The sequence below is a fragment of the Polymorphospora sp. NPDC051019 genome, assembly GCF_040683055.1.
GTDB classification, from domain to species: Bacteria; Actinomycetota; Actinomycetes; order Mycobacteriales; family Micromonosporaceae; genus Polymorphospora; species Polymorphospora lycopeni.
In genome coordinates this window covers 195,590-219,749 of record NZ_JBFBCH010000005.1, presented here as the reverse complement: position 1 = coordinate 219,749, position 24,160 = coordinate 195,590, and the positions used below count along the sequence as shown (strand labels likewise).

Annotated in this window: 20 protein-coding genes and 1 pseudogene; 10 read left to right on the top strand and 11 right to left on the bottom strand. The window is 72.1% G+C overall.

What is annotated here, in order from left to right:
* Window positions 1-328: 328 nt before the first annotated feature.
* On the bottom strand, window positions 329-793 hold the full coding sequence (locus AB0M79_RS12260) for a preprotein translocase subunit TatB (RefSeq protein ID WP_364211460.1): 465 nt from the start codon (window positions 791-793) through the stop codon (window positions 329-331).
* A 72-nt stretch (window positions 794-865) separates the two neighbouring features.
* Complete coding sequence (locus AB0M79_RS12255) at window positions 866-2,197, bottom strand: trypsin-like peptidase domain-containing protein (RefSeq protein ID WP_364211954.1); 1,332 nt, start codon at window positions 2,195-2,197, stop codon at window positions 866-868.
* A 294-nt stretch (window positions 2,198-2,491) separates the two neighbouring features.
* On the opposite strand from AB0M79_RS12255, the gene AB0M79_RS12250 reads away from it, so the two are divergent.
* A complete protein-coding gene (locus AB0M79_RS12250) occupies window positions 2,492-3,061 on the top strand; it encodes an O-methyltransferase (protein ID WP_357535695.1) in 570 nt (189 codons plus the stop codon).
* Window positions 3,062-3,122: 61 nt separating this feature from the next.
* Here the strand turns inward: AB0M79_RS12250 and AB0M79_RS12245 are convergent, their stop codons facing one another.
* Together AB0M79_RS12245 and AB0M79_RS12240 are read right to left on the bottom strand one after the other, a co-directional pair.
* Entirely contained in the window at window positions 3,123-4,586 is a 1,464-nt protein-coding gene (locus AB0M79_RS12245; protein ID WP_364211457.1) for a leucyl aminopeptidase, read from the bottom strand.
* A gap of 77 nt (window positions 4,587-4,663) precedes the next feature.
* Window positions 4,664-4,831, bottom strand: coding sequence for a DUF3117 domain-containing protein (locus AB0M79_RS12240; protein WP_007455245.1), 168 nt, complete (start codon window positions 4,829-4,831; stop codon window positions 4,664-4,666).
* 193 nt (window positions 4,832-5,024) lie between these two features.
* On the opposite strand from AB0M79_RS12240, the gene AB0M79_RS12235 reads away from it, so the two are divergent.
* Window positions 5,025-5,843: a PaaX family transcriptional regulator C-terminal domain-containing protein gene (locus AB0M79_RS12235; protein ID WP_364211452.1), complete on the top strand. Its 819-nt coding sequence runs from the start codon at window positions 5,025-5,027 to the stop codon at window positions 5,841-5,843.
* A 3-nt stretch (window positions 5,844-5,846) separates the two neighbouring features.
* Window positions 5,847-6,638, top strand: coding sequence for an enoyl-CoA hydratase-related protein (locus AB0M79_RS12230; RefSeq protein ID WP_357535646.1), 792 nt, complete (start codon window positions 5,847-5,849; stop codon window positions 6,636-6,638).
* A gap of 106 nt (window positions 6,639-6,744) precedes the next feature.
* Here AB0M79_RS12230 and AB0M79_RS12225 read toward each other — a convergent pair whose 3' ends face one another.
* The 4 genes and pseudogenes from AB0M79_RS12225 to AB0M79_RS12210 form a co-directional block, all read right to left on the bottom strand.
* A complete protein-coding gene (locus tag AB0M79_RS12225; RefSeq protein WP_364211449.1) occupies window positions 6,745-7,326 on the bottom strand; it encodes a hypothetical protein in 582 nt (193 codons plus the stop codon).
* A gap of 4 nt (window positions 7,327-7,330) precedes the next feature.
* Window positions 7,331-7,921: a DNA-3-methyladenine glycosylase I gene (locus AB0M79_RS12220; protein ID WP_364211446.1), complete on the bottom strand. Its 591-nt coding sequence runs from the start codon at window positions 7,919-7,921 to the stop codon at window positions 7,331-7,333.
* Between the two features lie 160 nt (window positions 7,922-8,081).
* On the bottom strand, window positions 8,082-8,570 hold the full coding sequence (locus AB0M79_RS12215) for an SRPBCC family protein (protein WP_364211444.1): 489 nt from the start codon (window positions 8,568-8,570) through the stop codon (window positions 8,082-8,084).
* Between the two features lie 461 nt (window positions 8,571-9,031).
* A pseudogene (locus AB0M79_RS12210) lies at window positions 9,032-9,379 on the bottom strand (DivIVA domain-containing protein); the annotation flags it as partial.
* Between the two features lie 214 nt (window positions 9,380-9,593).
* Here AB0M79_RS12210 and folP point away from each other — a divergent pair.
* The gene (folP, locus tag AB0M79_RS12205) at window positions 9,594-10,463 is read left to right on the top strand and encodes a dihydropteroate synthase (RefSeq protein WP_364211441.1); all 870 of its coding nucleotides are present in this window, start codon (window positions 9,594-9,596) and stop codon (window positions 10,461-10,463) included.
* 36 nt (window positions 10,464-10,499) lie between these two features.
* On the opposite strand, the gene ndhC is transcribed toward folP, so the two are convergent.
* The gene (ndhC, locus tag AB0M79_RS12200; RefSeq protein WP_212826131.1) at window positions 10,500-10,877 is read right to left on the bottom strand and encodes an NADH-quinone oxidoreductase subunit A; all 378 of its coding nucleotides are present in this window, start codon (window positions 10,875-10,877) and stop codon (window positions 10,500-10,502) included.
* Window positions 10,878-11,029: 152 nt separating this feature from the next.
* Between ndhC and AB0M79_RS12195 the strand changes: the two genes are divergently transcribed.
* From AB0M79_RS12195 to AB0M79_RS12180, 4 genes are all read left to right on the top strand, one after another.
* A complete protein-coding gene (locus AB0M79_RS12195) occupies window positions 11,030-12,415 on the top strand; it encodes a hypothetical protein (protein WP_364211437.1) in 1,386 nt (461 codons plus the stop codon).
* A 202-nt stretch (window positions 12,416-12,617) separates the two neighbouring features.
* Window positions 12,618-14,465 carry a 2-oxoacid:acceptor oxidoreductase subunit alpha gene (locus AB0M79_RS12190; RefSeq protein WP_364211434.1) on the top strand — a complete coding sequence of 616 codons (1,848 nt, stop codon included), beginning with the start codon at window positions 12,618-12,620 and terminating at the stop codon, window positions 14,463-14,465.
* Window positions 14,458-15,522 (top strand): 2-oxoacid:ferredoxin oxidoreductase subunit beta, encoded by a 1,065-nt coding sequence (locus tag AB0M79_RS12185; RefSeq protein WP_364211431.1) that lies wholly within the window; start codon window positions 14,458-14,460, stop codon window positions 15,520-15,522. Before AB0M79_RS12190 ends, AB0M79_RS12185 begins: the two co-directional genes overlap by 8 nt.
* A gap of 64 nt (window positions 15,523-15,586) precedes the next feature.
* Window positions 15,587-16,624: a DUF2330 domain-containing protein gene (locus AB0M79_RS12180; RefSeq protein WP_364211428.1), complete on the top strand. Its 1,038-nt coding sequence runs from the start codon at window positions 15,587-15,589 to the stop codon at window positions 16,622-16,624.
* An 817-nt stretch (window positions 16,625-17,441) separates the two neighbouring features.
* On the opposite strand, the gene AB0M79_RS12175 is transcribed toward AB0M79_RS12180, so the two are convergent.
* Window positions 17,442-18,437, bottom strand: a complete 996-nt coding sequence (locus AB0M79_RS12175; protein WP_364211425.1) for a potassium channel family protein — start codon at window positions 18,435-18,437, stop codon at window positions 17,442-17,444.
* A gap of 237 nt (window positions 18,438-18,674) precedes the next feature.
* Here AB0M79_RS12175 and AB0M79_RS12170 point away from each other — a divergent pair, with 237 nt between their 5' ends.
* Window positions 18,675-20,327, top strand: a complete 1,653-nt coding sequence (locus AB0M79_RS12170; protein ID WP_364211422.1) for a family 10 glycosylhydrolase — start codon at window positions 18,675-18,677, stop codon at window positions 20,325-20,327.
* A gap of 262 nt (window positions 20,328-20,589) precedes the next feature.
* Window positions 20,590-21,132, top strand: a complete 543-nt coding sequence (locus AB0M79_RS12165; RefSeq protein ID WP_357535625.1) for a phospholipase — start codon at window positions 20,590-20,592, stop codon at window positions 21,130-21,132.
* Between the two features lies 1 nt (window position 21,133).
* Here AB0M79_RS12165 and AB0M79_RS12160 read toward each other — a convergent pair whose 3' ends face one another.
* On the bottom strand, window positions 21,134-24,010 hold the full coding sequence (locus AB0M79_RS12160; RefSeq protein WP_364211419.1) for an adenylate/guanylate cyclase domain-containing protein: 2,877 nt from the start codon (window positions 24,008-24,010) through the stop codon (window positions 21,134-21,136).
* Window positions 24,011-24,160: the final 150 nt, after the last annotated feature.

The following is a 24,160-nucleotide window of genomic DNA, read 5'->3' as shown; positions in this document are numbered from 1 at the left end:
GACACGGCCGCGAGGATTCCGACCGTTAGATGGTGCGCCGGCGGGGGTCCCGAACCCACCGCGGACGTCAGCGGCGGCTTCACCGCCAACGGTTGCCGGGTGCAGTTGTGGACCTGTAACCGCAAGGTTCGGCGAAGCAATCGACGGACAGCCCTGAACCGCAACCCAGGTCGCGAGTCGACCGAGCGCCGCCGCACCGTCTGGAGCCCGAGGACATGCGGCGGAGCCGTCATGCCCGCAGCCTGAAGACGGTGCATTCAGGCGGCGCGAAGCGGAGCGAGCCGTCCGAGCGGAGCGAGGACGAATCAGCTCAGCGAGGACCAATGATTTAAGTCGCGTCGACGTCGAACGACCGGGTGGCCGGTGCCGGGGCGGTCGCGGTGCCGTTGGCTTCGGCGGTGCGGGTGGCCGACTTGGTGAGCCTCGGCTTCTGCAGGCTGGTGGCCGACTTTCTCAGGTCGGCCGCGCTGGCGACATCCTTCAGTTCGTCGTGCACACCGGTCAGGTCGGAGCGGACGTTTTCGTACGCCGACTGGAGCGGCTTGCGCAGCAGGGCCTCGTCTTCCTCGCTGAGGACGTGCTTGCGGATGAACGCCTTCGGGTGGAGGTCTTCGAGCTGGATGTCGGTGCCGAGTTCGCGGCTGAGGTCGCCGGTGGCGTTGGTGGCCATCTGGCGGAGGTTGCGCAGCATGCGCAGGCCGTCGTTGATCACGTTGGGCAGCCGGTCACCGAAGATCAACAGGGCCAGGAGCAGCAGGGCTCCGATCTCCCACCAGTTCAGGTTCTCGAACACGGTCCCGCCCTCCTCGTCGCTCCCGGCCAGAGTACGCACGTCATCCCCGGTCCGGCAGGGGGTGAACGGTCGTTACTTGACGTCGGCGGCCAGGGTGACGGATGCCGTCTGCTGGGCGGTGCCGCGCCGGTATTCGACGGTGACGACCGAGCCGGGCGCGTACTTGCGTACCAGGGCGATCAGGTCGGTCGCCTCGGCCAGCGGGCGCCCGTCGAGTTTGAGCACGACGTCGCCGCCGCGCAGCCCGGCGCTTTCGGCCGGTCCGCCGGGTTCGACGGACGAGAGTCGTACGCCGCCGGCCCCGCCCGGGGCCCGGCCGCCGCCGACCTGGGCGCCGATCACGGTACGGCGTGGCTTGCCGGTGTCGATGATGTCCTGCGCGACGCGCTTGGCCTGGTTGATCGGGATGGCGAAGGCGAGGCCGATGTTGCCGGCCGTCTCCTCGTCGGCGGCCAGGGACTTGATCACCGAGTTGACGCCGACGACCCGGCCGGCGGAGTCGACCAGCGGACCGCCGGAGTTGCCCTGGTTGACGGCGGCGTCGGTCTGGATCGCCGCGTAGTAGCGCACCTGGCCGCCGGGTTCGCCGGCCTGGATGGTCCGGTCGAGGGCGCTGACGATGCCGGCGGTGACCGTGTTGGCCAGCGACAGCGGCGAGCCGATGGCCAGCACCGGGTCGCCGACGGCGAGGGCGTCCGAGTCGCCGAACTCGACCGGCACCAGTCCGCTCCGGTCGATCTTGATTACGGCGATGTCGGATTCCGGGTCCTGCCCGACGACCGGGCCGCTGGCCGTGCTGCCGTCGTCGAAGACCACGGTGGCCGGGCCGGTGCTGCCCTCGACCACGTGGTCGTTGGTGATGACGTAGCCGTCGGCGGTGGCGACGAACCCGGACCCGACGCTGACTCCCCGCCCGGTCCTGGCCTGTACGGTCACCACGCTCGGCAGCAGCCGTTCGGCGACGCCGGCCAGTGATTCGGGCGGACGCTGGGCGGCGGCCGGCGCCTCTCCGCCGGTCGGGGCGCCGAGCACCGTACCGCCGCCGAGGCCGCCGCGGACGGCGGCGACGTAGCCGATCGCGCCGCCGAGCATGCCGGCGAGCAGGGCGGTGACGAGCGAGACCAGCATGACCCGGCCGAGGCCACGGGGACGCGGCGCGTCCGGGTCGACGACCGGTTCGGGGCCGGGGGTGCCGGGGGCGGGTACGGGGTTCACGACGATCGCCGTCGGCGCCTGCGGGTCGCGCCACGGGTCGTGCAGGGCGTCGGACCACCAGGGCGAGGAGTTCGCGCCCGCGGCGCTGGTCGGGTTTGCTGACGGCGGCGGCGCCGGCGGGTATGCCGAAGTCGCGTTCCCGTCAGGCTGGCGCCAGTTCCAGCCGTCGGTCACGTTGGTGCCTCCCAGTCCCATCCCCGGAGCCCGGGTGCGCCACGCCGGCGGCGAACCGCCCCGGAGGGCCCCGGCCCGCCTCCAGGATTGCACGGATGCTCGATAGCCGGTCGGCGGATCCCGCACGGCTTCGTCGGCCACCCATGTCCTGACTGCCAATCCTGTACCACCGGATCTAGGCTCTACCCAGCCTCGTCCGCCCACCCCCGCCGCTGGAGGTGTCCCATCGCCACGGTTGCCGGCTCAGCCGCCGCGACGACTGCCCAGGCCGTCCAGTTCACCGAGACATACGTCGCGGAGGACGTCGTCCTGCGTACGGCCCGAAGCCTGGCCCAGGAGGTCGGCCTCGACGCCGTGACGCCCGGCACCGGCGCCCTGCTGCGCCTGTTGGCGGCGGCCGGGAACGCCCGGGCGGTCGTCGAGATCGGCACCGGTACGGGTGTCAGCGGGGTGTGGCTGATGCGCGGCATGCGCCCCGACGGGGTGCTCACCACCATCGACCTGGAGCACGAGCACCAGCGGATCGCCCGCCGGATCTTCGTGGAGGCCGGCTTCGTGGCCGGCCGTACCCGGATCATCACCGGTCGGGCGTTGGACGTGCTGCCGCGGCTGGCCGACGGGGTCTACGACATGGTCTTCGTCGACGCCGACACCGCCGAGTACGCCCCGTGCGTGGACGCGGCGTTGCGGTTGCTGCGCCCGGGCGGGGTGTTGGCGGTGCACGGTGCGCTGGCCGGCGGGCGGATCGCCGACCCGGCGGCCCGCGACCTGGAGACGGTCGCGGTGCGCGAGGTGGTCAAGGCCGTACGGGAGTCGGAGGAGTGGATTCCCGCGCTGCTCCCGGCGGGCGCCGGCCTGCTGACCGCGGTGAAGCGCTAGGGGCGTCGCACAGCGCCTCCGCGCTGTGCGACGCGCCGGAACGGCGCTAGGGCCGGGAAAGCTACGGCCGGGAGAGCCAGCGGAGCAGGGTCCGCACGCCCCACCCGGTGGCTCCCTTGCTCAGCTCGCGGTCGTCGCTGTCCGCCCACGACGGGGCGGACATGTCGATGTGCACCCAGCGGTCGTGCAGGTCACCGGTGAACTCGCGCAGGTAGAGCGCGGCGGTGACCGATCCGGCGCCGCGTTCGGGCGCGCTGTAGTAGTCGGCGATCTCGCTGCCGAGGTATTCGACGTAGTCGCCGACCAGTGGCATCCGCCAGGCGAACTCGCCGGCTTCGGCGGCGGCGTCGACCATCGACTCGGCCAGTTCGTCGCTGTCGCTGTAGAGCGCGGCGGTGCGCTTGCCGAGCGCGACGGCGTTGGCGCCGGTCAGGGTGGCGAGGTCGATGATCAGGTCGGGGGCGAGCCGGTCGACGGCGTACGCGATGGCGTCGGCGAGGACCAGCCGGCCTTCGGCATCGGAGTTCGTCGTCTCGCTGGTCGTGCCGCCGTAGTGCGCGATGACGTCGCCGGGGCGGAACGCCGAGCCGCTGACCATGTTCTCGGCGAGCGGGGCGAGCGCGGTGACGCGTACGGGCAGTTCGAGCCGGGCGGCGCCGATGGCCGCGGCGACGACGGCGGCCGCTCCGCCCATGTCCTTGCGCATCAGTTTCATGCCCTCGCGGGGCTTGATCGAGACGCCGCCGGTGTCGAAGGTGATGCCCTTGCCGACGAGTACGACGTGCCGGGTCGCCGCGGGCGGCCGCCACTCGACTTCGACCAACCGGGGCCCCTGCGCGGAGCCCTTGCCGACGGCGAGGATGCCGCCGAAGCCCTCGGCCGCGAGTTGGTCCGGTTCGCGGACGGTGATGCCGAGCCCGGTGCCGGCGGCGGCTTCGGTCACCCGGTCGGCGAACCAGGCCGGGTTCTTCACCGACGACGGCGTGTTGGTGAGGTCCCGGGCGAGCCGGGTGGCCTCGGCGGTGATCCGCGCGGCGGCGAGCGTCGGCCGGAAACGGTCGGCGTCGTTCACCGCCACGACCACCTCGGTCAGGGTCTTTCCGTCGCCCGCCGACTCGTCGGTCAGCCGGTACCGGTAGGACCCGAGCCAGAGCCCTTCGGCGAGCCCGCGGAGCACACCCACGGACACATCGACAGGCGTGACAGTCGTGACGTATGTCTCACTTGCCGCGGATCGAGCGATCGCCGCACCGGCGGCCCGCCATCCGCCCTCTCCACCGTCCCCGACGCCGACCAACAGCAACCGGTACGGCGTGCGCAGCGGCCGGGGCAACTGGTGCACCACCCCCGGCGCCCCGTCGTGCTCGACCTGCTCGATCAGCGCGGCGGCCTCCGCCACCAGGTCGTCGGGCACGCCCGGCAACGGCGCGAGGAGCGCCGCCCGGCCGTCGTCGTCCGCGGCACCCACGGGCAGCGCGACCACACCGGACAGGTCCGGATCCACCGCGAGTCGGATGGCGAGCACGGTGCGATGACCTCCAGGTCTTTGTGCATAGAAGGCCCGCCGGTACGGCAGTGCCGTGCCGGCGGGCCTCGTGGTTATCAGCCGGCGGCAGCCTTCAGCGCATCACCGAGCGCATTGGCCTCGTCGGGCGTCATCTCAACGACGAGCCGGCCACCACCCTCGAGCGGAACACGCATGACGATGCCCCGGCCCTCCTTGGTGACCTCCAGCGGACCGTCTCCGGTCCGCGGCTTCATCGCCGCCATGTTGTCTCCCCTCAGACCTACACCAGGGTCGGTGGGTTGCCCCACAGCCACTTCGTTTCGCAGGCACCGCACTACACGGCCCGCGGTGCCGACCAACGATTTTCCCTGATGAAACCCGCCGGACCCAAACCGAACCAGCATTGATGTGACAACATCTAGCATAACCTGCCGTTCGCTGTCACAATGTGCGGTCATGCAGGCACGGTCGGCGCTCTTCGACCTCTACGGCGACCACCTCCGCCCGAGAGGTGGCCGCGCACCGGTCGCCGCGCTGGTCAAGCTGCTCGCACCGCTCGGGATCGCACCCCCGGCCGTACGCACCGCAGTCTCCCGTATGGTCCGCCAGGGCTGGCTCCATCCGCTCAGACTTTCCGCCGGACCCGGCTACCTACTCACCCCGAAGGCCGCCCGCCGTTTGGACGAGGCCGCCGCCCGGATCTACCGGACCACCAAGATCGGTTGGGACGGCCGGTTCGATCTGATCACCCTAGAGGTACCCGCCAACCGCCGCGACCGGCTCCGGCTGAACTCCAACCTCACCTTCCTCGGCTACGGCATGCTCACCGAGGGCACCTGGGTGGCCACCCGGCCCGGCGAGGACATCGACGTGGTGCTGACCGAGTCCGGCGTCCGGTTCGAGCGCTTCACCGCCACCCACGCCGCCGGCACCACGGGCGCGATGGCCGTCGTCCGCCAGGCCTGGGACCTCGGCGAGATCGGTGAGGCGTACGAGGGATTCATCGCCGAGCAGCGGCCCCTCGTCGCCGCGATCACCGTACGCAGCGACGACGAGGAGGCGTACGCCGCCCGGTTCCGGCTCGTGCACGCCTGGCGTACCTTCCTGTTCCGGGACCCGCAGCTCCCTCCGGCGCTGCTGCCCGAACGGTGGCCCGGCACCAGCGCCGCGGCGTTCTTCGACCGGCACGCCGCCCGGCTGCGGCCGGCCGCGGACCGCTACGTCGACCAGTGCCTCGACGCCTGCACCCGGCCGACCCGACAGAAGGGCACCTGAACCATGACTGAGCCGCTGCTCGTCGACCGCGCCGACGGAGTGGTCACCCTGACCCTCAACCGGCCCGACGCGCTCAACGCGCTCGACACCGCGCTGAAGGAGGCGCTGCGGGACGCGCTGGCCAGCCTGGAGGGCGACCGGAGCTGCCGCGCGGTGGTGCTGGCCGGTTCGGGCCGCGCCTTCTGCGCCGGGCAGGACCTGCGCGAACACGTCGACACCCTCACGGCCGGCGGATCCGACCCGCTGGACACCGTCCGCACGCACTACAACCCGATCGCGGCCCGGCTGGCGCATCTGCCCAAGCCGGTGGTCGCGGCGGTACGGGGCACGGCCGCCGGTGCCGGCGCCGGCCTGGCCTTCCTGTCCGATTTCCGCATCGGTGGACCGCGTACGAAGTTCGTGATGGCCTTCGCCAACGTCGGCCTCGCCGCCGACACCGGTGCCTCGTGGTCGCTGCCGCGGCTGGTGGGTCACGCCAAGGCGGTCGAGCTGCTGATGCTGGCCGAGCCGGTCGACGCGGCACAGGCCGAGCGGCTCGGGCTGCTCACCCGGCTGGTCGACGACGACGAGCAGGTGCTGCCGGTCGCCCAGGAGTTCGCGGCGCGGCTCGCGGCCGGGCCGACCGTGGCGTACGGGGCGATCAAGCGTGAGCTGTCCATCGGCGACGCGGGAACGCTGTCCGACGCGCTGGCCGCCGAGGCGGAGGCGCAGACGATCTGTGGCCGTACGGCCGACCACCGCAACGCCACCCTCGCCTTCGTCAACAAGGACAAGCCCGTCTTCGAAGGCCGCTGACCGCACTTCTCACAAGATCGCGGTGATCAGGGGCCGGCACGGGCGTGTCGTCGGCGCGCCCGCCCGGCCAGGTCCCTGATCAGGCGAATCTTGGAACGCGAGCGGGCTAGTCGTCGTCTTCCTCGGGGTCCTGGTTGGCCTCCTCGCCGAGGACGAAAGCCTGCATCGCCAACTCGTCGCTGGACGGGGAGACGAACGTCGGCAGCTCGCGCGGGCCCAGCTCGGCCACGTAGGACCAGAAGATCCGGACGGCCTCGGCCGGCGTCGACGCCTCGATCGGCAGGTCCAGGCTCACCAGCCAGGTCCGCCGGTCGGGCTGTGGAGCGAACCGCCCGGCGACCTCGTCGTACGTCGCCCGGTCGATCTCCACCACCGGCCCGTCCACGACGACCGGATCGGCCGGCACCGGCTCGTCGAAGGCCCGCCGGGTGTACGTCACCACCAGCGTGGCCTCGCCCGTGTCCGACTCCGGATCGTCGGGATCGGTCGGCACCCCGGCACCGGCCGGTTGCGTGACCCGGCCGAGGGCCACCACCTGCGGCTTTCTCTCCTCGCTCACCACCAGCACCGGGTCACCGACGCCGGGGCGCAGCCGGCTGTCGAGACCGGTCAACTCCAGCGTTTCGTGGTGGTAAAGGCGTTCGGCCGCGAACCGGCCCTCGGGAATCGTCACCGCCCAGGCGCTCATGCCCTCATCCCATCACGCCGCGTGTGGCCGGCCCGACGTGACAGCCGAGCAGGTGATCGTCGACCATCCCGATGGCCTGCATCAGGGCGTACGACGTGGTGGGCCCCACGAAGCGGAAGCCGCGCCTCTTCAGCTCCTTCGCCATCGCCGTCGACTCGGGCGTCACGGCGGGTACGTCGGCGAACCCGGCCGGACGCCCGGCCCGTGGCGGCGGCGCGTACGACCACAGCAGGCTGGCAAGGCCGTCGGGCAGATCGGCGGCGGCCCGGGCGTTGACGATGGCTGCCTCGATCTTGGCCCGGTTACGCACGATGCCGGCGTCGGCCAGCAGCCGGACGACGTCGGAGTCGTCGTAGCCGGCGACCGTCTTGATCTGGAAGCCGTCGAAGGCGGTCCGGAAGGCGGCCCGCTTGCGCAGGATGGTCAGCCAGGACAGCCCGGACTGGAAGGCTTCCAGGGTGAGCCGTTCGAAGTGGGCGTCGTCGCCGTGGACCGGCCGCCCCCACTCGTCGTCGTGGTAGGCCGCGTAGTCAGGGGTGCTACCGCCCCAGCCGCACCGGGCGAGCCCGTCGGCACCGATCACCAGGTCTGTCACCGGACCACTCTAGGTCGGCGCCACGACACCGGCCCGAAGCCGTGCTCAGGGCAGACGCGTGCGCCGCGGGTGCTCCGGGGGTGCGTGGCCCGCGGGTGCGTGCTGCGTGCCACGGGGCTGCCGCCGGCGGGAATGTCGACGCCGGGTCGGACGGCTGCGGTCAGGGCAGGACGCCGGTCTCCACGAGCCGGCCGAACTTCTTCAGGGCCCGGGTGAGGCTGACCTTGGACCCCGGCCACATCACCGGCCACGCCACCCGCCCCGCCACACCACCGGGCAGGTGGAACCACTCGTGCCAGACCACCTGGGTGCGGTCGTGCTCCATCTGGGTGCAGCGCAGCACTCCCGGCCCGCGCAGCACCCGTCCGAGGTGGACGACCTGGACCTCGTAAGGCGGATCGAGCCGGGCGACCCGCATCCGGTCGCGGAGCACCGCCGGGCCGACCGCGGTGACCGCCTCGATCAGGCTGCCCTCGCCGCCGTCGCCCTCGATCACCCGCACCGTGGTGAACGGGATCCAGTCGGACTGCCGATCCCAGGCGGTGAAGGCCGCGTAGACCCGTTCGGCGGGGGCGTTGACGATGACGGTCGCCGTGACCTCCCCTGCCCCCGGTTGCGCCGCCTCCTGTGGGTCGCCGGATCCACTCACTTGCGGTCCACGGCAGCCCTGCCGCTGTCAGCCGGGTCAGGACCGGTTTCCGTCGCCTCGGCGGCGCGGGCGTCGGCGGTGTCGTCACGGGCGGCACCCGTGGCGTCGTCGCCGGACGTACCGTTGTCGGCCGTGGCCCTGCCGCCGGCGTCCTCGCTGGCCGCGGCCTTGCCGGCGGCGTCCTCGTCGGTGTCGCCGGAGCGGTTGGCCGCGATCGCGTCGGTGTCGGCGGTGCCGCCGGCCCCGGCCGGGGTCGACGCGGCGACGTCATCGGCGGCCGCGGACGGGCCGGCGTCGCCGGTCGAGGTCCGGTCGGCCGGCGGGTCGAGGAGCGCCACGGCACCCTTCGGAGCGGCTGCCCCGGACTGGCCCGCGTCGACGGAGCCGGCCTTCGCGAGACCGGAGCCGGGCACGGTGGCACCGGCGCCGGCGCCGCCGGCCGCGGCCGGACCGAGCGCCGCCTCCCGGGCCTGACGCAGCAGGTCGGCGTCAGCCGTGCGGCCGTCGCGCAACGCGATGACCTCGGCCTCCAGCACACCGATCAGCTCGTCCTTGTAGCCGATGTCGTAGGCGGCCCGACGCAACGCCTGGTCGACCTGCTCCATCCGGTAACCGCGCAGGGCGGTGTCGAAGCGGGCCTCGGCGACGTCGCCCTCGATCAGCGGCCGGGTGCCGGGTAACGGGACGGCGCGACCGTCCGGCTCGGCGGGCGCGAGGCCCTGGTCGCCACCGGAGACGAGAACCGTCACGCCGAAGACGACCGCACCGACCGTCAACGCCACGACCAGAAGGAGCAGAAACTGACCCATGACAAGGATCGTGGCACGTGCGACCGGTGCGGGGCGACCCCGCCACCCCACGAGCGGGTGCCGGACCGGCGAAAGCCGAGCGTGCCGGCGCGGGCCAGCCGGGCCTTCACAGTTGTCGATCAAGGAGGCGCCGGGGGACCGGTCGGATGCCCCGGCACGGTCAGCGTCGTCTAGCGTCGGGGACGGCCAGCCGACGGTGATCAAGGAGGTCCGGATGCCGGGAACGCTACGGCTCGGCGCACGCACGTTCGGGCCCGGGCAACTCGCCGTCATGGCGATCGTGAACCGTACGCCGGACTCGTTCTTCGACCGGGGTGCGACGTTCGCGGCGGACGCGGCGCTGCGGGCCGTCGAGACGGCCGTCGCCGACGGCGCCGACATCATCGACATCGGCGGGGTGAAGGCCGGCCCCGGCGAGCAGGTGGACGTCGCCGAGGAGATCCGCCGTACGGTCGCCACGATCGCCGCCGTACGGGCCGCCTTCCCGGACGTGGTGATCTCGATCGACACGTGGCGGGCGGCGGTGGCGGTGGAGGCCGTCGCGGCCGGCGCCGACCTGCTCAACGACACCTGGTCGGGGGCCGACCCGGAGCTGGCCGAGGTGGCCGCCCGAACCGGTGCCGGGCTGGTCTGCTCGCACGCGGGCGGGCTGCGCCCCAGGACCCGGCCGCACCGGGCGGCCTTCGACGACGTCGTGGCCGACGTCGTCTCGACCGTCACCCGGCTCGCCGACCGGGCCGCCGACCTCGGGGTACGTCGGGACGGCATCCTCATCGACCCGGCGCACGACTTCGGCAAGAACACCCGGCACTCGCTGGAGATCACCCGACGGCTGGCGGAGCTGGCCGCGACCGGGTGGCCGCTGCTCGTCGCACTTTCCAACAAGGACTTCGTCGGGGAGACCCTGGACCTGCCGGTGGACCAGCGGCTGGAGGGGACGCTGGCGGCAACGGCGGTGTCGGCCTGGTTGGGTGCCCGGGTCTTCCGGGCCCACCAGGTACGCGAGACCCGGCGGGTGCTGGACATGGTCGCGTCGATCCGTGGTGACCGGCCACCGGCGATGTCGCGGCGGGCGCTCGCCTGAGCGAGCACCCCCTGTCCGCCTTGCCCGATAAGAGAATCAGGTCCAGCGGAGGATGTTCTTGCGCCAGGCGTAGAGAATGCCCAGGGCGAGGACGGCCACGAAGATCGCCATCTCGGCGACGGTGACGAGCCCGAAGCCCGGACGGTCGAAGACCACCGCCCACGGGAAGAGGAACACCGCCTCGACGGCGAACAGCACGTAGAGGTAGGCGTAGACGTAGTAGCGGATCTGCACCTGCGCCCAGTCGCCGCCGACCGGGTCGAGCCCACACTCGTACGTCTCCCGCTTGCCGGGCGGCTCCGCGGGCCGCGCCGGACGCAGCAGCCGGTTCGCCGAGAAGGCGCCGACGAACACGACGACGCTGGCGAGCAACAGGAGCCCGAGCGTCGCGTACGACCCCAGGTATCCGCTCATGGCCGGCAGCCTACCGGCGCCGGTGACCGATCAACGACAACGATCGCCGCCCACCTGCGGCACGATTCGCTGTTACGGATTTGTTTCGCACGGGGACTAGTGCACAAGTGCAAGCATCGCCGATCCTGGCAGCCCACCGCCCCGGAGGTTCGATGTCACGCGTCACGGCAGGGCCCGTACTCGCCCGGGCCGGCGCCGCGGGGCTCGTCGCCCTGCTCGCGCTCGTGACCGGTCCGGTCCCGGCCGGGGCCGCCGACCCCACGGACGGCGACCGCGCGGGTGCCGCCCGAGTGCTTGCCGCCCGCGCCGCGACCGAGCCGGACGAAAACCAGACACCGCGGCCGGAGCCCACCCCTTCGGCACCGGCCGCCACCGAGTCCGCGTCACCCGTACCGGAGCCGACGGCCACCCCGCCGGCGGCCGAAACCCCGGCGTCACCGACCGGGGCGCCGCCGACCGAGCCCCCGGCCACCATGCCCCCGGCCGGAACGCCGAAGACCGCACCGCCCGGCCCCGACCTGCCCGGCCGGCCCCGGCTCGGCGTCCACGTCTCGACCGGCGACCTACCGCTGACCGCCACCTACTGGACGGGCGGAGGGGCCGTCGCCGACCTGCGGGTGACGGTGGCCAACACCGGTGGGACCCGGCAGGTGATGCGACTGGGCTACCGGCTGCCGGCAGGGGTGTCCGACGACGGCACCGCCGGGTGCGCACCGGCCGGCGACGGCCACGCCTGCGGCGCGTGGACGGCCGACCCCGGCGCGCAGTGGACGACGCTCATCCGGCTCCGGATCGCCCCGGACGCCTGGCGGCACATGCCGCTCAGCGGATCGGTCCGGGTGACCGCGACCGCCCCCGGAAACCCGGATCTGCCCGCCGTCTCCGACGACGAGGGCTTCGCGGTCCTCTTCCCGCCCGGCCCGCCGGCCGTCGGGTTGTCCCTCGACGCCGACGAGGTCAGCTTCGACATCAGCGGGCAGTCCAGCACGCTCGACGTACGGCTGGGCAACACCGGCGACACGGACTCAGCCGGCACGGTGGAGGTGATCCTGCCAGCGGGCGTGACCGTACCGGCACCACCGGCCAACTGCAGCGCGGTCGACGCCGCCCGTACCCGGTGCGCGCTCGGGACCGTTTCGGCCGGCGGGGTCGGGTCGCTACGTCTGCCGGTCGCCGCCACCGCAGAGGCCCAGCGGACCGCGCCACTGTCCGGGGCCGTGATCGGCATCATCGACGCGGCGTACGGCCCGAGCCGGCGGATGCAGATGAGTTTCCGGATCGTCGCCGCGGCGGCGACCGCCACCCCGCCGGTCCTCGACGGCGCCGGGCCGACCGGTTCGCAGGGCGTCCTGCCGCCGCCGGGAGCGCCGCCGAGATCCGGCCCGCTGACCAGGGTGGAGAAGACGGCGATCGCGCTGATCACGGTGTCTTCCCTGCTGGTGGTGCTGGCCCTGGCCCTGGCGACCACCTCGCTGCGCCGCCGGCTGCGGCCCGAGGACCGCACGGGCGCATCGACGCCGGTCGCCGCCGCCGACTGAGCGATCAGGGCGTTTCGATGGGCCGGACGTGTAGGCGGCCGCTGGGTGGGTATCCGCCGCCGGCGAAGTAGGGCTGTGTCACACGTTGGACCCGGGGCGGGGTTGGACGGGCGATCCGACGTACGCTTTGCGGTGAACAAGACTGCGGGTCGGCCATTCCGGGGGCGGCCCGCGGCCGTCGGCTTGCAAGGAGGTCAGCTTCGTGACCAAACAGGTCCGCCAACTGGATCGGGTGGTCATCCGTTTCGCTGGCGACTCCGGCGACGGCATGCAGCTAACCGGTGACCGGTTCACCTCGGAGACGGCGCAACTGGGCAACGACATCTCCACGCTGCCCAACTTCCCCGCCGAGATCCGGGCCCCCGCCGGCACCCTGCCCGGCGTGTCGAGCTTCCAGGTGCACTTCGCCGACTACGACATCCTGACCCCGGGCGACGCGCCGAACGTCCTGGTCGCGATGAACCCGGCCGCGCTCAAGGCCAACCTGGTCGACCTGCCGCGCGGTGCCGACATCATCGTCAACACCGACGAGTTCACCAAGCGCAACCTCGCCAAGGTCGGCTACCAGGTGAGCCCGCTCGACGACGGGACCCTCGACGGCTACACCCTGCACCCGGTCGCGCTGACTTCGATGACCGTCGGCGCGCTCGCCGAGCACCAGATCTCCAAGAAAGACGCCGAGCGGGCCAAGAACATGTTCGCCCTCGGCCTGCTCTCGTGGATGTACTCGCGCCCGTACGAGTCGACGCTGCGGTTCCTCGAGCGCAAGTTCGCGAAGCGGCCCGAACTGGTCGCCGCGAACGTCGCCGCCTTCAAGGCCGGCTGGAACTTCGGCGAGACGACCGAGGACTTCGGCGTCCGCTACGAGGTCAAGCCGGCCCAGATGAAGCCCGGCACCTACCGCAACATCACCGGCAACGCGGCCCTGTCGCTCGGCCTGGTCGCCGCCGGCGTACGCGCCAAGCTGCCGGTCTTCCTCGGCGCCTACCCGATCACCCCGGCGTCGGACATCCTGCACGAGCTGAGCAAGCACAAGCGGTTCGGCATCACGACCATGCAGGCCGAGGACGAGATCGCCGCCATCGGTGCCGCGCTCGGCGCCTCCTACGGCGGTGCGCTCGGGGTGACGACCACGTCCGGCCCGGGCGTGGCCCTCAAGGGCGAGACGATCTCGCTGGCCGTGGCGCTGGAGCTGCCGCTGGTCATCGTCGACGTGCAGCGGGCCGGCCCGTCCACCGGCATGCCGACCAAGACCGAGCAGGCCGACCTCAACATGGCGCTGTTCGGCCGGCACGGCGAGGCCCCGGTGGCGGTGATCGCGCCGCGGTCGCCGTCCGACTGCTTCCACGCGGCGATCGAGGCGGCCCGGATCGCGCTGACCTACCGCACCCCGGTCATCCTGCTCTCCGACAACTACGTCGCCAACGGCTCCGAGCCGTGGCTGCTGCCGGAGGTCGACTCGCTGCCCGACCTGCGGGTCGAGTTCGCCACCTCGCCCAACGGCGAGGACGGCAAGACCTTCCTGCCCTACCTGCGCGACCCGGAGACGCTCGCCCGGCCGTGGGCCATCCCGGGTACGCCCGGACTCGAGCACCGCATCGGCGGGCTGGAGAAGGCCGACAAGACCGGCGACATCTCGTACGACCCCGCCAACCACGACTTCATGGTCCGCACCCGGGCGGCGCGGATCGAGTCGATCCCGGTGCCGGACCTGGAGGTCGAGGACCCGGACGGCGACGCGCGGGTCCTCGTGCTCGGCTGGGGCTCGACGTACGGGCCGATCGGGGCCGCCTGCCGGCGGCTGCGCCAGCACGGGCTCTCTATCGCCCAGGCGCACCTGCGGCACCTGGCGCCGATGCCGGCCAACGTCGGCGAGGTGCTGCGCTCCTACGACCGCGTCGTCATCCCGGAGATGAACCTGGGCCAGCTCGCGCACGTGATCCGGGCCCGCTTCCTGGTCGACGCCATCGGCTACAACCAGGTCCGCGGCCTGCCGTTCACCGCCGCCGAGCTGGAGATCATGCTGGAAGAGGTAGTCAAGAATGCCTGAGGCCAACACCTCCGGTGGCGGCGCGGCAACGCCGGTCGCCCTCAAGCTCACCGCCAAGGACTTCAAGTCCGACCAGGAGGTGCGCTGGTGCCCCGGCTGCGGTGACTACGCCATCCTCGCGGCGGTGCAGTCCTTCATGCCGGAGCTGAACATCCCGCGGGAACGGACCGTCTTCGTCTCCGGCATCGGCTGCTCGTCGCGTTTCCCGTACTACATGAACACGTACGGCATGCACTCGATCCACGGGCGGGCGCCGGCGATCGCCACCGGCCTGTCGGTGTCGCGGCCGGACCTTTCGGTGTGGGTGGTGACCGGCGACGGTGACGCCCTGTCGATCGGCGGCAACCACCTGATCCACGCGCTGCGCCGCAACGTCAACCTGAAGATCCTGCTGTTCAACAACCGGATCTACGGGCTGACCAAGGGGCAGTACTCGCCCACCTCCGAGGTCGGCAAGATCACCAAGTCGACGCCGGTCGGTTCGGCCGACGCCCCGTTCAACCCGCTCTCGCTGGCGCTGGGCGCCGAGGCGTCGTTCGTGGCCCGCACCATCGACTCCGACCGCAAGCACCTGCAGTCGGTGCTGCGGGCGGCGGCCGAGCACCAGGGCTCGGCGTTCGTCGAGATCTACCAGAACTGCAACATCTTCAACGACGGCGCGTTCGACCAGCTCAAGGAGCCGGAGACCCGCGACGACTACCTGATCCGGCTCGAGCACGGGCAACCGATCACCTTCGGTCGCGAGGGCCAGTTCTGCGTCGTACACCCGCCCGGCGCGTTCGGTCTGGAGGTCCGCGACACCGCCTCCACCCCGGCCGAGGACATCGTGGTGCACGACGCGACGGTGGCCGAGCCGGCGTACGCCTTCGCACTGTCCCGGCTGCCCGGCTTCGCCCTGCGGAACACCCCGATCGGCGTGTTCCGCAACGTCGACCGGCCGTCCTACGACAGCGTCGTGCAGGAGCAACTGGCGACCGCCGTGTCGGGCGCCAGCGGCACCCCGGAGGAGCAGCTCGCCGGCCTGCTGGGCAGCGGCGACACCTGGACCATCCTGTAACCCGCGCAACGACGGGGGCGACCGCCGATCGACGGCGGTTGCCCCGCTGTGGCAGCGTGGCGTCGTGCGTCGACTCGCCCTGCTTACCATCCTCGCGCTGACCGGCATCCTCCTCGTCGTCCCGCCAGCCGCCGCGTGCGCCTGCGGGGCCGTCGTCACCCAGGAGGGCGTACGGGTCAACGAGGAAACCGCCCTCATCCGGCACGACGGCCAGACCGAAGAGATCGTCATGGGGCTCACCATGACCGACGAGCCCCGGGACGCGGCCTGGATCCTGCCCGTACCGGCCGACCCGTCCTTCGAACTCGGCCCCGAGGACCTCTTCGCCGACCTGGCCGTCCTCACCCGGCCACGCACCGTCGTGGTCCGCGACTGGTTCCCGCCCTGGGGCCGGGGCGGCGCCACCGCCGGCAGCGCGCCCGGCGACGGCGCGACCGTGCTCGACCAGATCACCATCGGCCCGTACGACGTCACCACCCTGGCCGCCACCGACGGCGACGCGCTCGCCAACTGGCTGAACGGGCACGGCTACCGCCTCGATCCGGCGCTCGCCGGCGGCTTCGCCCCGTACGCGGCGGCCGGCTGGCGCTACGTGGCGGTGAAGCTGACCGCCCCCGACGACCGGGAGCGGCTCAGCCGGCAGCTGCCCCCGCTACGGGTCAGCTTCGCCAGCGCCGAGATCGTCTACCCGATGCGGCTGACCGCCCTCGCCCGCGACGCGCAGAGCGTCCGGCTCTACGTGCTGACCGACCACCGGGTCCGCAGCGCCGGTCCGGTCGGGCCCACCGACTCGCACGTACGGTTCGCCGGCTGGATCGGCCCCGAAGCCGTCGCCGGCACCACACTCGCCGGCCTGGTCGACGGCCGCAGGTTCCTGACCCGCTTCGACCAGCGCATCGAGTCCCCCGAGTCGATCACGGACGACTACCGATTCGTGGCCGCCGGGGCGGACGACGACCACCGCGACGTCGTCTACCGCACCGAGCCCGTCTACCTCGCCGGCCTACCCGCCGGCCCATTTCTGATCATCCTGGGTGTCCTGCTCACCTTCATCGTGGCCGGCACCGTCACCGCCGTCCTGATGCGCCGCCGCACCCGCTGAGCTGGTTGGCCTCGCCTTCGGCTCGGCTGGCTGAGCTGGCCGGCCCTCGCTCCGCGAGGGCTGGCTCGCTCCGCTTCGCGCCGCCTGAGTGCACCGTCTTCGCCCTGCGGGCCGCGACCGCTTCGCGGCGCGGTCCTCGGGCTCCGGACGGTGCGGCGGCGCTCGGTCGACTCGCGACGTGAGTTGCGGTCACACCTGTCCGCCGATTGCTTCGCCGGCGGGTTGCGGTTGGTGGTCGGCACGGCCGACGGGCAGCCGGACGCTTCGCAGCTTCCGTCGGACGGTGGCCGGAGCCACCTGGCCGGGAGCGTCGTTGGTGATCACCCTCGTTGATCTGGGCGGGAGGAACCTTATCCACGCTCGATAAGGTTCCTCCCGCCCAGATCAACCACGTGGCTCCACGACCCACTCCCCGCCCAGGCGGACTTTCCGCGCATATCGCCCCGCTGGACGAATATCCCGCAGGACGAACTGAGCGCGGGCGGGGTTATCCGGCCGGAACAATCCCGCCCGCGCTCACCTCGCCAGCCGGCCGGACTGTCGGGTCGGCTTGGGCGCGACCGCCCGACCACCGAACTCGGACAGCCTCTTGACCCGCGCCCCCGTCCCAACCAGACACAGATCGGCGAAGCAATCGGCGGACAGGTGTGACCGCAACTCACGTCGCGAGTCGACCGAGCGCCGCCGCACCGTCCGGAGCCCGAGGACCGCGCCGCGAAGCGGTCGCGGCCCGCAGGGCGAAGACGGTGCATTCAGGCGGCGCGAAGCGGAGCGAGCCGTCCGAGCGAAGCGAGGACCAACAAGCCAGCGAGGCCGGTCAACTCCGGTCGTCGCGGACGTACACCAGGAGGTCGCCGGTTTCGATGGCGGTGGCGCCGGGTTCGGCCAGCGACACGACCTTGCCACGCCGTACGAGGGCGATGACGAGGGTGTCGAGGTCGCGGGGGGAGGAGCCGACCTCGGCGCGTTCGGCCGAGCGCATGGCCAGTGCCATGCCCTGGCCCGGGGTGAGCAGGTCTTCGACGACGTCGATGAGTGGCGGGGCGGACGTCGACAGGCCGAGCAGGCGACCGGCGGTCGCCGAGGAGACGATGACGTGGTGGGCGCCGCTCTGTTTGAGCAGGGGCGCGTTCTCGGCTTCCCGTACGGCGGCGATGATCCGTACCTGGCCGGCGGTGAGCTGCCGGACGGTCAGGGCGACGAGTACGGCGGCGTCGTCGCTGTTGGTGGCGATGATGACGGCCTTGGCGTTCTTGACGTGTGCTTCGTTGAGGGTGGACGAGCGGGTGGCGGAGCCCTCGATGGCGACGAGGCCGGCGGCGGTGGCCTGCCGTACGCCGGTGGCGTTGCGCTCGACGACCACGATGCGCTGCTTGTCGACGCCGTTCTCGAGCAGGGCACTGATGGCGCTGCGCCCCTTGGTGCCGTAGCCGCAGATGATGACGTGGTCCTTCACTCGTTTCCTCCACCGGGTGAGGCGCAGGTTGGTGCGGTACTGCTCGGTCAGGACCTCGAGGGTCGTGCCGACCAGGATGATCAGGAAGAGCACCCGGGCGGGCGTGATCACCAGAACGTTGACCAGGCGGGCGGTGTCGGTGATCGGGGTGATGTCGCCGTACCCGGTGGTGGAGAGGGTGACCACGGCGTAGTAGAAGCAGTCGATGAGGTTGAGTTCGTCCTCGTTGACGTCGCGGTAGCCGTCGCGGTCGAAGTACACGACGGCGACGATGGCCAGGACGAGGCCGATCGCGGCGGCGAGCCGCAGGCTGAGGGCGCGCAGCGGGCCTTTGTTGATGGCGGGAAAGTGGATCACTGCTGGTCTCGCCCCGCCCTTTCGTCGGCGTGCACGTCCACAACATAGCGGGGGGCGGGTGGCCCGGTGGCGGAAGGCCGGGCCGAGTCGGGTCTTGCGCTCGCCGGGCACTTGTGAAAATTTCCTTCTAGCGATGCATCGCTAGCGACGGATGTTGCCGGAACCGCCCGGCCCGTCCCCGTCCGCGGTCACCGCGCCCACACAGGACACGGGAGCCCCAACGAAGGGACGCACCGCATGAAGGCACATCGACTCAGAGCCGCCGGGCTGGCCGTGGCGCTGCTCGGCTCGCTCGCGGTCGCCGCCACCCCAGCGAGCGCCGCGCCGGTCGTGACCCACACCCCCTCGAACGCCGGCTGCGAGACCGATCCGGCAACCCCGAAACGCCAGTTCCGAGCCATGTGGATCGCGTCCGTGGTCAATATCGACTGGCCGACCAAGGCTTCGTACACCGCCCCGGACCGGATCGCCACGCAGAAGGCGGAGTTCCAGGGCTGGCTGGACCTCGCCGAGCGACTCAACCACAACGCCGTGGTCGTGCAGGTCCGCCCGACCGCCGACGCCTTCTGGCCGTCACCGCACGAGCCCTGGTCGGAGTTCCTGACCGGCACCCGTGGCCAGGACCCGGGCTGGGACCCGCTGGCCTACCTGGTCGCCGAGTCGCACAAGCGCAACCTGGAGTTCCATGCCTGGTTCAACCCGTACCGGATCTCGATGCCGGACGGCGCGGGCGCGGACCTGGACAAGCTCGCCCCGGGCCACCCGGCCCGGCAGAACCCGGACTGGACGGTTGCCTACCCGGTCAACGCCGCCGGGTCGAGGCTCTACTACAACCCGGGCGTTCCCGAGGTCCGTGCGTTCGTCCAGACCGCGATGATGGACGCCGTGCTGCGGTACGACATCGACGGCGTGCACTTCGACGACTACTTCTACCCCTACCCGGCCGCCGGCCAGGACTTCGGCGACGCGGCGACGTTCGAGGAGTACGGCGACGGGTTCGCGAACAAGGCTGACTGGCGCCGGAACAACATCGACCTCCTGATCAAGGAGATGGGCGAGAAGATCAAGGCCGCCAAGCCCTGGGTGAAGTACGGCGTGAGCCCGTTCGGCATCTGGCGCAACAAGGCGGCCGACCCGCTCGGCTCGGAGACCAGCGGCTCGCAGTCGTACGACGCCAACTTCGCCGACACCCGCAAGTGGGTCAAGGAGGAGTGGATCGACTACATCGTGCCGCAGGTCTACTGGAACATCGGCCTCGCGGTCGCCGATTACGCCAAGCTGGTGCCGTGGTGGTCGGACGTCGTCGACGGCACCGACGTGCAGCTCTACATCGGTCAGGCCGACTACAAGATCGCCGATCCGGCCCAGCCGGCGGCGTGGCAGGACCCGCGGGAGATGTCGAAGCACCTGACCTTCAACCGCGACTACCCGAACGTGGCCGGCAACATCCACTTCAGCGCGGTGCAGGTCCGGGCGAACCGGCTCGGTTCCGCCGACATCTACGCGGCCGAGCACTACTCGCGGCCGGCGCTGGTGCCGACGATGGACCACCTGCCGAGCCGCCCGCTGATGTTCCCGGTGGTGACCGGGGCGACCCGGCAGGCCGACGGGGTCAAGCTGAGCTGGCGGCAGCCGGCCGACGGGGTCGGGCCGTTCGGCAAGGCCACGTCGTATGCCGTGTACCGCTTCGACGGTCTCGGCCTGCCGGCCGCCTGCGACTTCGCCGACGCCTCGAACCTGGTCGCCACGCTGCGGGCCACCGGTTCCGGCACCCAGTCCTACGTCGACCCGACGGCGGTGCCGGGTCAGCGCTACACCTACTACGTGAGCACGCTCGACCGGCTCTACAACGAGAGCATCCCGAGCCCGCCGCGGTTCGTCGTCCGTTGACCTGACCGACCACTGCCCGCCAGACCAGGCAGACCGCCGATCTGACTAGGCAAATCGGACACATCGCTGGACCGGATGCCCCGGGATCACATTGATTCCGGGGCATCTGTCCGTTTACCCGGAAGACGCAAAAGATCTACTTCGCCTATACATCGGCGCCAGCCTATCCCCCGAGACTGGTGACCCCCTGGTTACCCACCGGTCACCAGGGCTGACCGCCCCGCCCGAACGACGGGCTCTCCCGTTCCCCCGGAGGTACGCAATGCGACGTCGGCTTCTGACGATTCTCGCCGGCACCACCCTTGCCGTCCTGACGACCATCGGCATGTCCACCCCGGCCGCCGCCGTCACCCAGGCCCAGAAGCTCTCCGTCCTGTCGAGCTTCACCCAGACCAGCGCCAGCAGCTACAACTCGTGGAACTCCGCCCGGCTGAACCAGGGCGCCTGGGCCGCGTACAACTTCAACTGGACGACCGACTACTGCTCGTCGAGCCCGGACAACCCGCTCGGCTTCACGTTCAACCTGTCGTGCTACCGGCACGACTTCGGCTACCGCAACTACAAGGCGGTCGGCCAGTTCTCCACCCACAAGGCCCGCCTGGACAGCGCCTTCTACGAGGACCTCAAGCGGGTCTGCGCGACGTACAACTCGTTCGTGCGGCCGGCCTGCACCAGCCTGGCCTGGACCTACTACCAGGCGGTCCGGACCTTCGGAAAGGTCGTCCTGAGCCAGGCCGACCTGGACAAGGCGGCCAGCCTCAAGGCCGCCGGCGAGAAGCGGATGGCCCAGGCCGACGCCCGCTGATTCACGGCAGCTCGCGCCGGTCGAGGACCTCACGGGACACGTCGGAGACGTACCCGAAGGCTCCCGACCGGTGCGGCGCCGGTTCGGCCGGCAACCGCGGCGGCAGCCCCGGAAACTGCCCCGCGCCGGCCGCGAACCGGCTCGACCCGGCGGCGAGATCCGGATGCTCGATCCCGAGTGCCAGCTCGACCGCCTCCTCCAGGGACAGCTTCGCCCCCTGCGCGTAGGCCCGGTCGAACTCCCCGTCACCGATCACGGTCCGCAGGTCGGCCTGCTGCTGCGCCCAGTAGCCGCCGAACATGCCCGCCGTCGTACGCAGCACCGACCGGTTGGCCTGGGCGGCGCCGAACAGCAGCGCGGCGGTCGACGGATCGCCGCCCAGCGCACACCGGACCGCCATCGCGTTGAGCGCGTCGCAGGTCCGCCGATGGAAACCGTGCAGCATCCGCGACCGCAACGCCACCACCAGGTGGTCGTGCGCGGCGACCAGGTCACCCCGGGCCAGCGCGACCATGCCGAGCAGCATGTCGACCGTACGCCGGCCCCGCTCCACCGGTCGGGACGCCTCGACCGGGCGGGCCGCGCCCAGCAGCTCCGCCGCCTCGTCCAGCGCCCCCCGCTGCCAGAGCAGCTCGGCGAGGCCGTAGACGGCGAAAAGGGTCTCCCCGGTCACGCCCTCCCGGCCGGCCCAGTCGAGCAGCTCGCGGCAGATCTGCTCGGCCTCGCCCAGCCGGCCCATGTCGACCAGCGGCGCGGCCCGCCCGGAAAGCACCCGGGCCAGCAACGCCGCGTCGCCGGCCTGCCGCGCCGCCGCCTCGGCCTGCTGCGAGAAGCGCAGTTCCTCGGCGAACTCGCCGTCGGCGCCAGCGTGCAGCGAGTGCATGTGGTAGGCCGCCGCCAGCTCCGCCTCCGGAATCCGCTCCCCCGTCTCGGCGATCCGTCCGTAGAGCCGGAACAGCCACAGCCGGCCCTCGCGGGCCAGCCCACGTTCGCGCCACCACTGGTCGAGGCCGCTGGCGATCTGGAGCCCCAGCCGGGCGCTGCCCCCGGTCGCCGTCCAGCGCAACGCGGCGCGCAGCTCGTCGGCGAGCGGGTCGAGACTGTAGAGCGACAGCGTCACCGGACGGCCGTCCGACCCCAGGTGGGCGCGCTGCAACGCGTGCAGCGACCACGCCACGTGCCGGTCCCGGGCGGCCCGCTCCTCGCCCGCGTCGACCAGCCGGCGGGCCGCGTACGCCCGGATCGGGTCGAGCATCCGGTAGGTGCTGCCCGCCGCGTGCGGCTCGACCTGGAGCATCGACTTGTCGACCAGCACCGCCAGCGGGTCCAGGGCGTCGTCGTCGAACAGCCACTCCACCGTCGTCAGGTCGACCGGCCCGGAGAAGACCGCGAGCCAGCGCAGCAGCCGGGCCGCGCGCGGCCCCAGCGTCCGGTACGACCAGGTGACCGTGGCCTGCATGGTGACGTGCCGTTGGGTGGCCGTACGGCCGTGGACGGCCGGCGCCACCGCTCCGGCACCGCCGAGGTCGATGGTGTCGACCTGGCTGGCGACGAACCGGCCGTCGGTCGAGGCGGCGCCGACCGGCTCGTCGCGGCCGGCGTCGAGGGTGCCGAGCACATCGTCGAGGCGCTCGGCGAGCTGGCTGGCCGACAGCACCCGCAGCCGGGCCGCGGCCAGTTCGATGGCGAGCGGCAGCCCGTCCAGCCGGCTGACCACCCGCCGCAGGTCGTCGGTCTCGACCACGCCGGCCCGCCGGCCGCCGCGCGCCGCCACCGTCCGGGCGAGCAGCAGCGCGACCGCCTCGCTCGGGCCGCCGTCCGGTCCCGGGTCGGCGGACAGCGGCGGTATCCGCCAGACCACCTCGCCGGGCAGGCCGCAGGGTTCCCGGCTGGTGGCGAGCACCCGGACGCCGCCACCACCGGTGAGCAGCCGCGAGATGACCTCGGCGGTCGCCGCCGGCTGGGCGTCGCAGGTGTCGAGCAGCAGCAGCATCCGGCGCGCGGCGGCGTATTCGACCAGCGTGTCGACCATCGGCCGGCCGGGCTCGGGCCGCAGCCCGAGGACCGCGGCGATAGCGAAGGCGACCAGGCCGGGATCGGTCACCGGGGCGAGGTCGACGAACCAGACCCCGTCCGGGTACGACTCCACGACACCGCCGGCCAGCTCGACGGCGAGCCGGGTCTTGCCGGCGCCACCGGCGCCCACCACCGTGACGAGCCGCTGTTCGGCGACGAGTTCGTGCAGTTCGGCGCGTTCGGCCTGCCGCCCGACGAACGAGGTGATCTGGGTGGGCAGGTTGTGCGGTACGGCGTCGGCGGTGCGCGGGCGCGGGAACTGCCGTTCGAGCCCGGGCGCCACCAGCTGGAACAGCCGCTCCCGGTCGTCGAAGCCGCGCAGCCGGTGCAGGCCCAGGTCGAGCAGGGAGACCCCGACCGGCAGCGGCGCGGCGTGCTGGGCGGTCGCGCCCGAGCAGAGCACCTGGCCGCCGTGGGCGGCGGCGGCGATCCGGGCGGCGCGGTGCACCTCGGGGCTGGCGTACTCACCGGACAGTGGCACCGCGTGTCCGGTGTGCAGTCCCATCCGGACCCGGGGTGCCGACTCGGGACTCGGCCAGTCGTGGCTGGCGAGCGCCCGCTGGGCGCCGAGGCAGGCGTCGAGGGCGGCGGCCGCGTCGGCGAACGCGACGAAGAAGGAGTCACCCTCCGTGAAGAGTTCGATGCCCTCGCTGGCGGACAGGATGGACCGCAGCAGCCGCCGGTGCTCGCTGAGCACCGGGCGGTAGCCCGGACCGAGCATCTGGGCCAACCTCGTCGAGCCCTCGATGTCGGTGAACATGAAAGTCACCAGGCCACTCGGCAGGTGATTCCGTGCCGACACGGTGAACCTCCGCCCCCATGGAAGTCGGCTTCATGCTTCCGTACGCCCCACGGTCCGCGCATCGTAGAAAAGGACGGCAAGACTCCGTCCCAGACGCCAGGGCCTGGGACGATGTCATCGACCGGTGTTCGACGTGCGGCGTACGGGGGC

Bases quoted from the DNA above. Each gene is read 5' to 3' on its own strand.
- AB0M79_RS12240 (WP_007455245.1), bottom strand. From the start codon at position 4,831: ATGGCGGCGATGAAGCCGCGGACCGGAGACGGTCCGCTGGAGGTCACC.
- AB0M79_RS12235 (WP_364211452.1), top strand. From the start codon at position 5,025: ATGCAGGCACGGTCGGCGCTCTTCGACCTCTACGGCGACCACCTCCGC.
- AB0M79_RS12230 (WP_357535646.1), top strand. From the start codon at position 5,847: ATGACTGAGCCGCTGCTCGTCGACCGCGCCGACGGAGTGGTCACCCTG.
- AB0M79_RS12225 (WP_364211449.1), bottom strand. From the start codon at position 7,326: ATGAGCGCCTGGGCGGTGACGATTCCCGAGGGCCGGTTCGCGGCCGAA.
- folP (WP_364211441.1), top strand. From the start codon at position 9,594: ATGCCGGGAACGCTACGGCTCGGCGCACGCACGTTCGGGCCCGGGCAA.
- ndhC (WP_212826131.1), bottom strand. From the start codon at position 10,877: ATGAGCGGATACCTGGGGTCGTACGCGACGCTCGGGCTCCTGTTGCTC.
- AB0M79_RS12195 (WP_364211437.1), top strand. From the start codon at position 11,030: ATGTCACGCGTCACGGCAGGGCCCGTACTCGCCCGGGCCGGCGCCGCG.
- AB0M79_RS12185 (WP_364211431.1), top strand. From the start codon at position 14,458: ATGCCTGAGGCCAACACCTCCGGTGGCGGCGCGGCAACGCCGGTCGCC.
- AB0M79_RS12170 (WP_364211422.1), top strand. From the start codon at position 18,675: ATGAAGGCACATCGACTCAGAGCCGCCGGGCTGGCCGTGGCGCTGCTC.
- AB0M79_RS12165 (WP_357535625.1), top strand. From the start codon at position 20,590: ATGCGACGTCGGCTTCTGACGATTCTCGCCGGCACCACCCTTGCCGTC.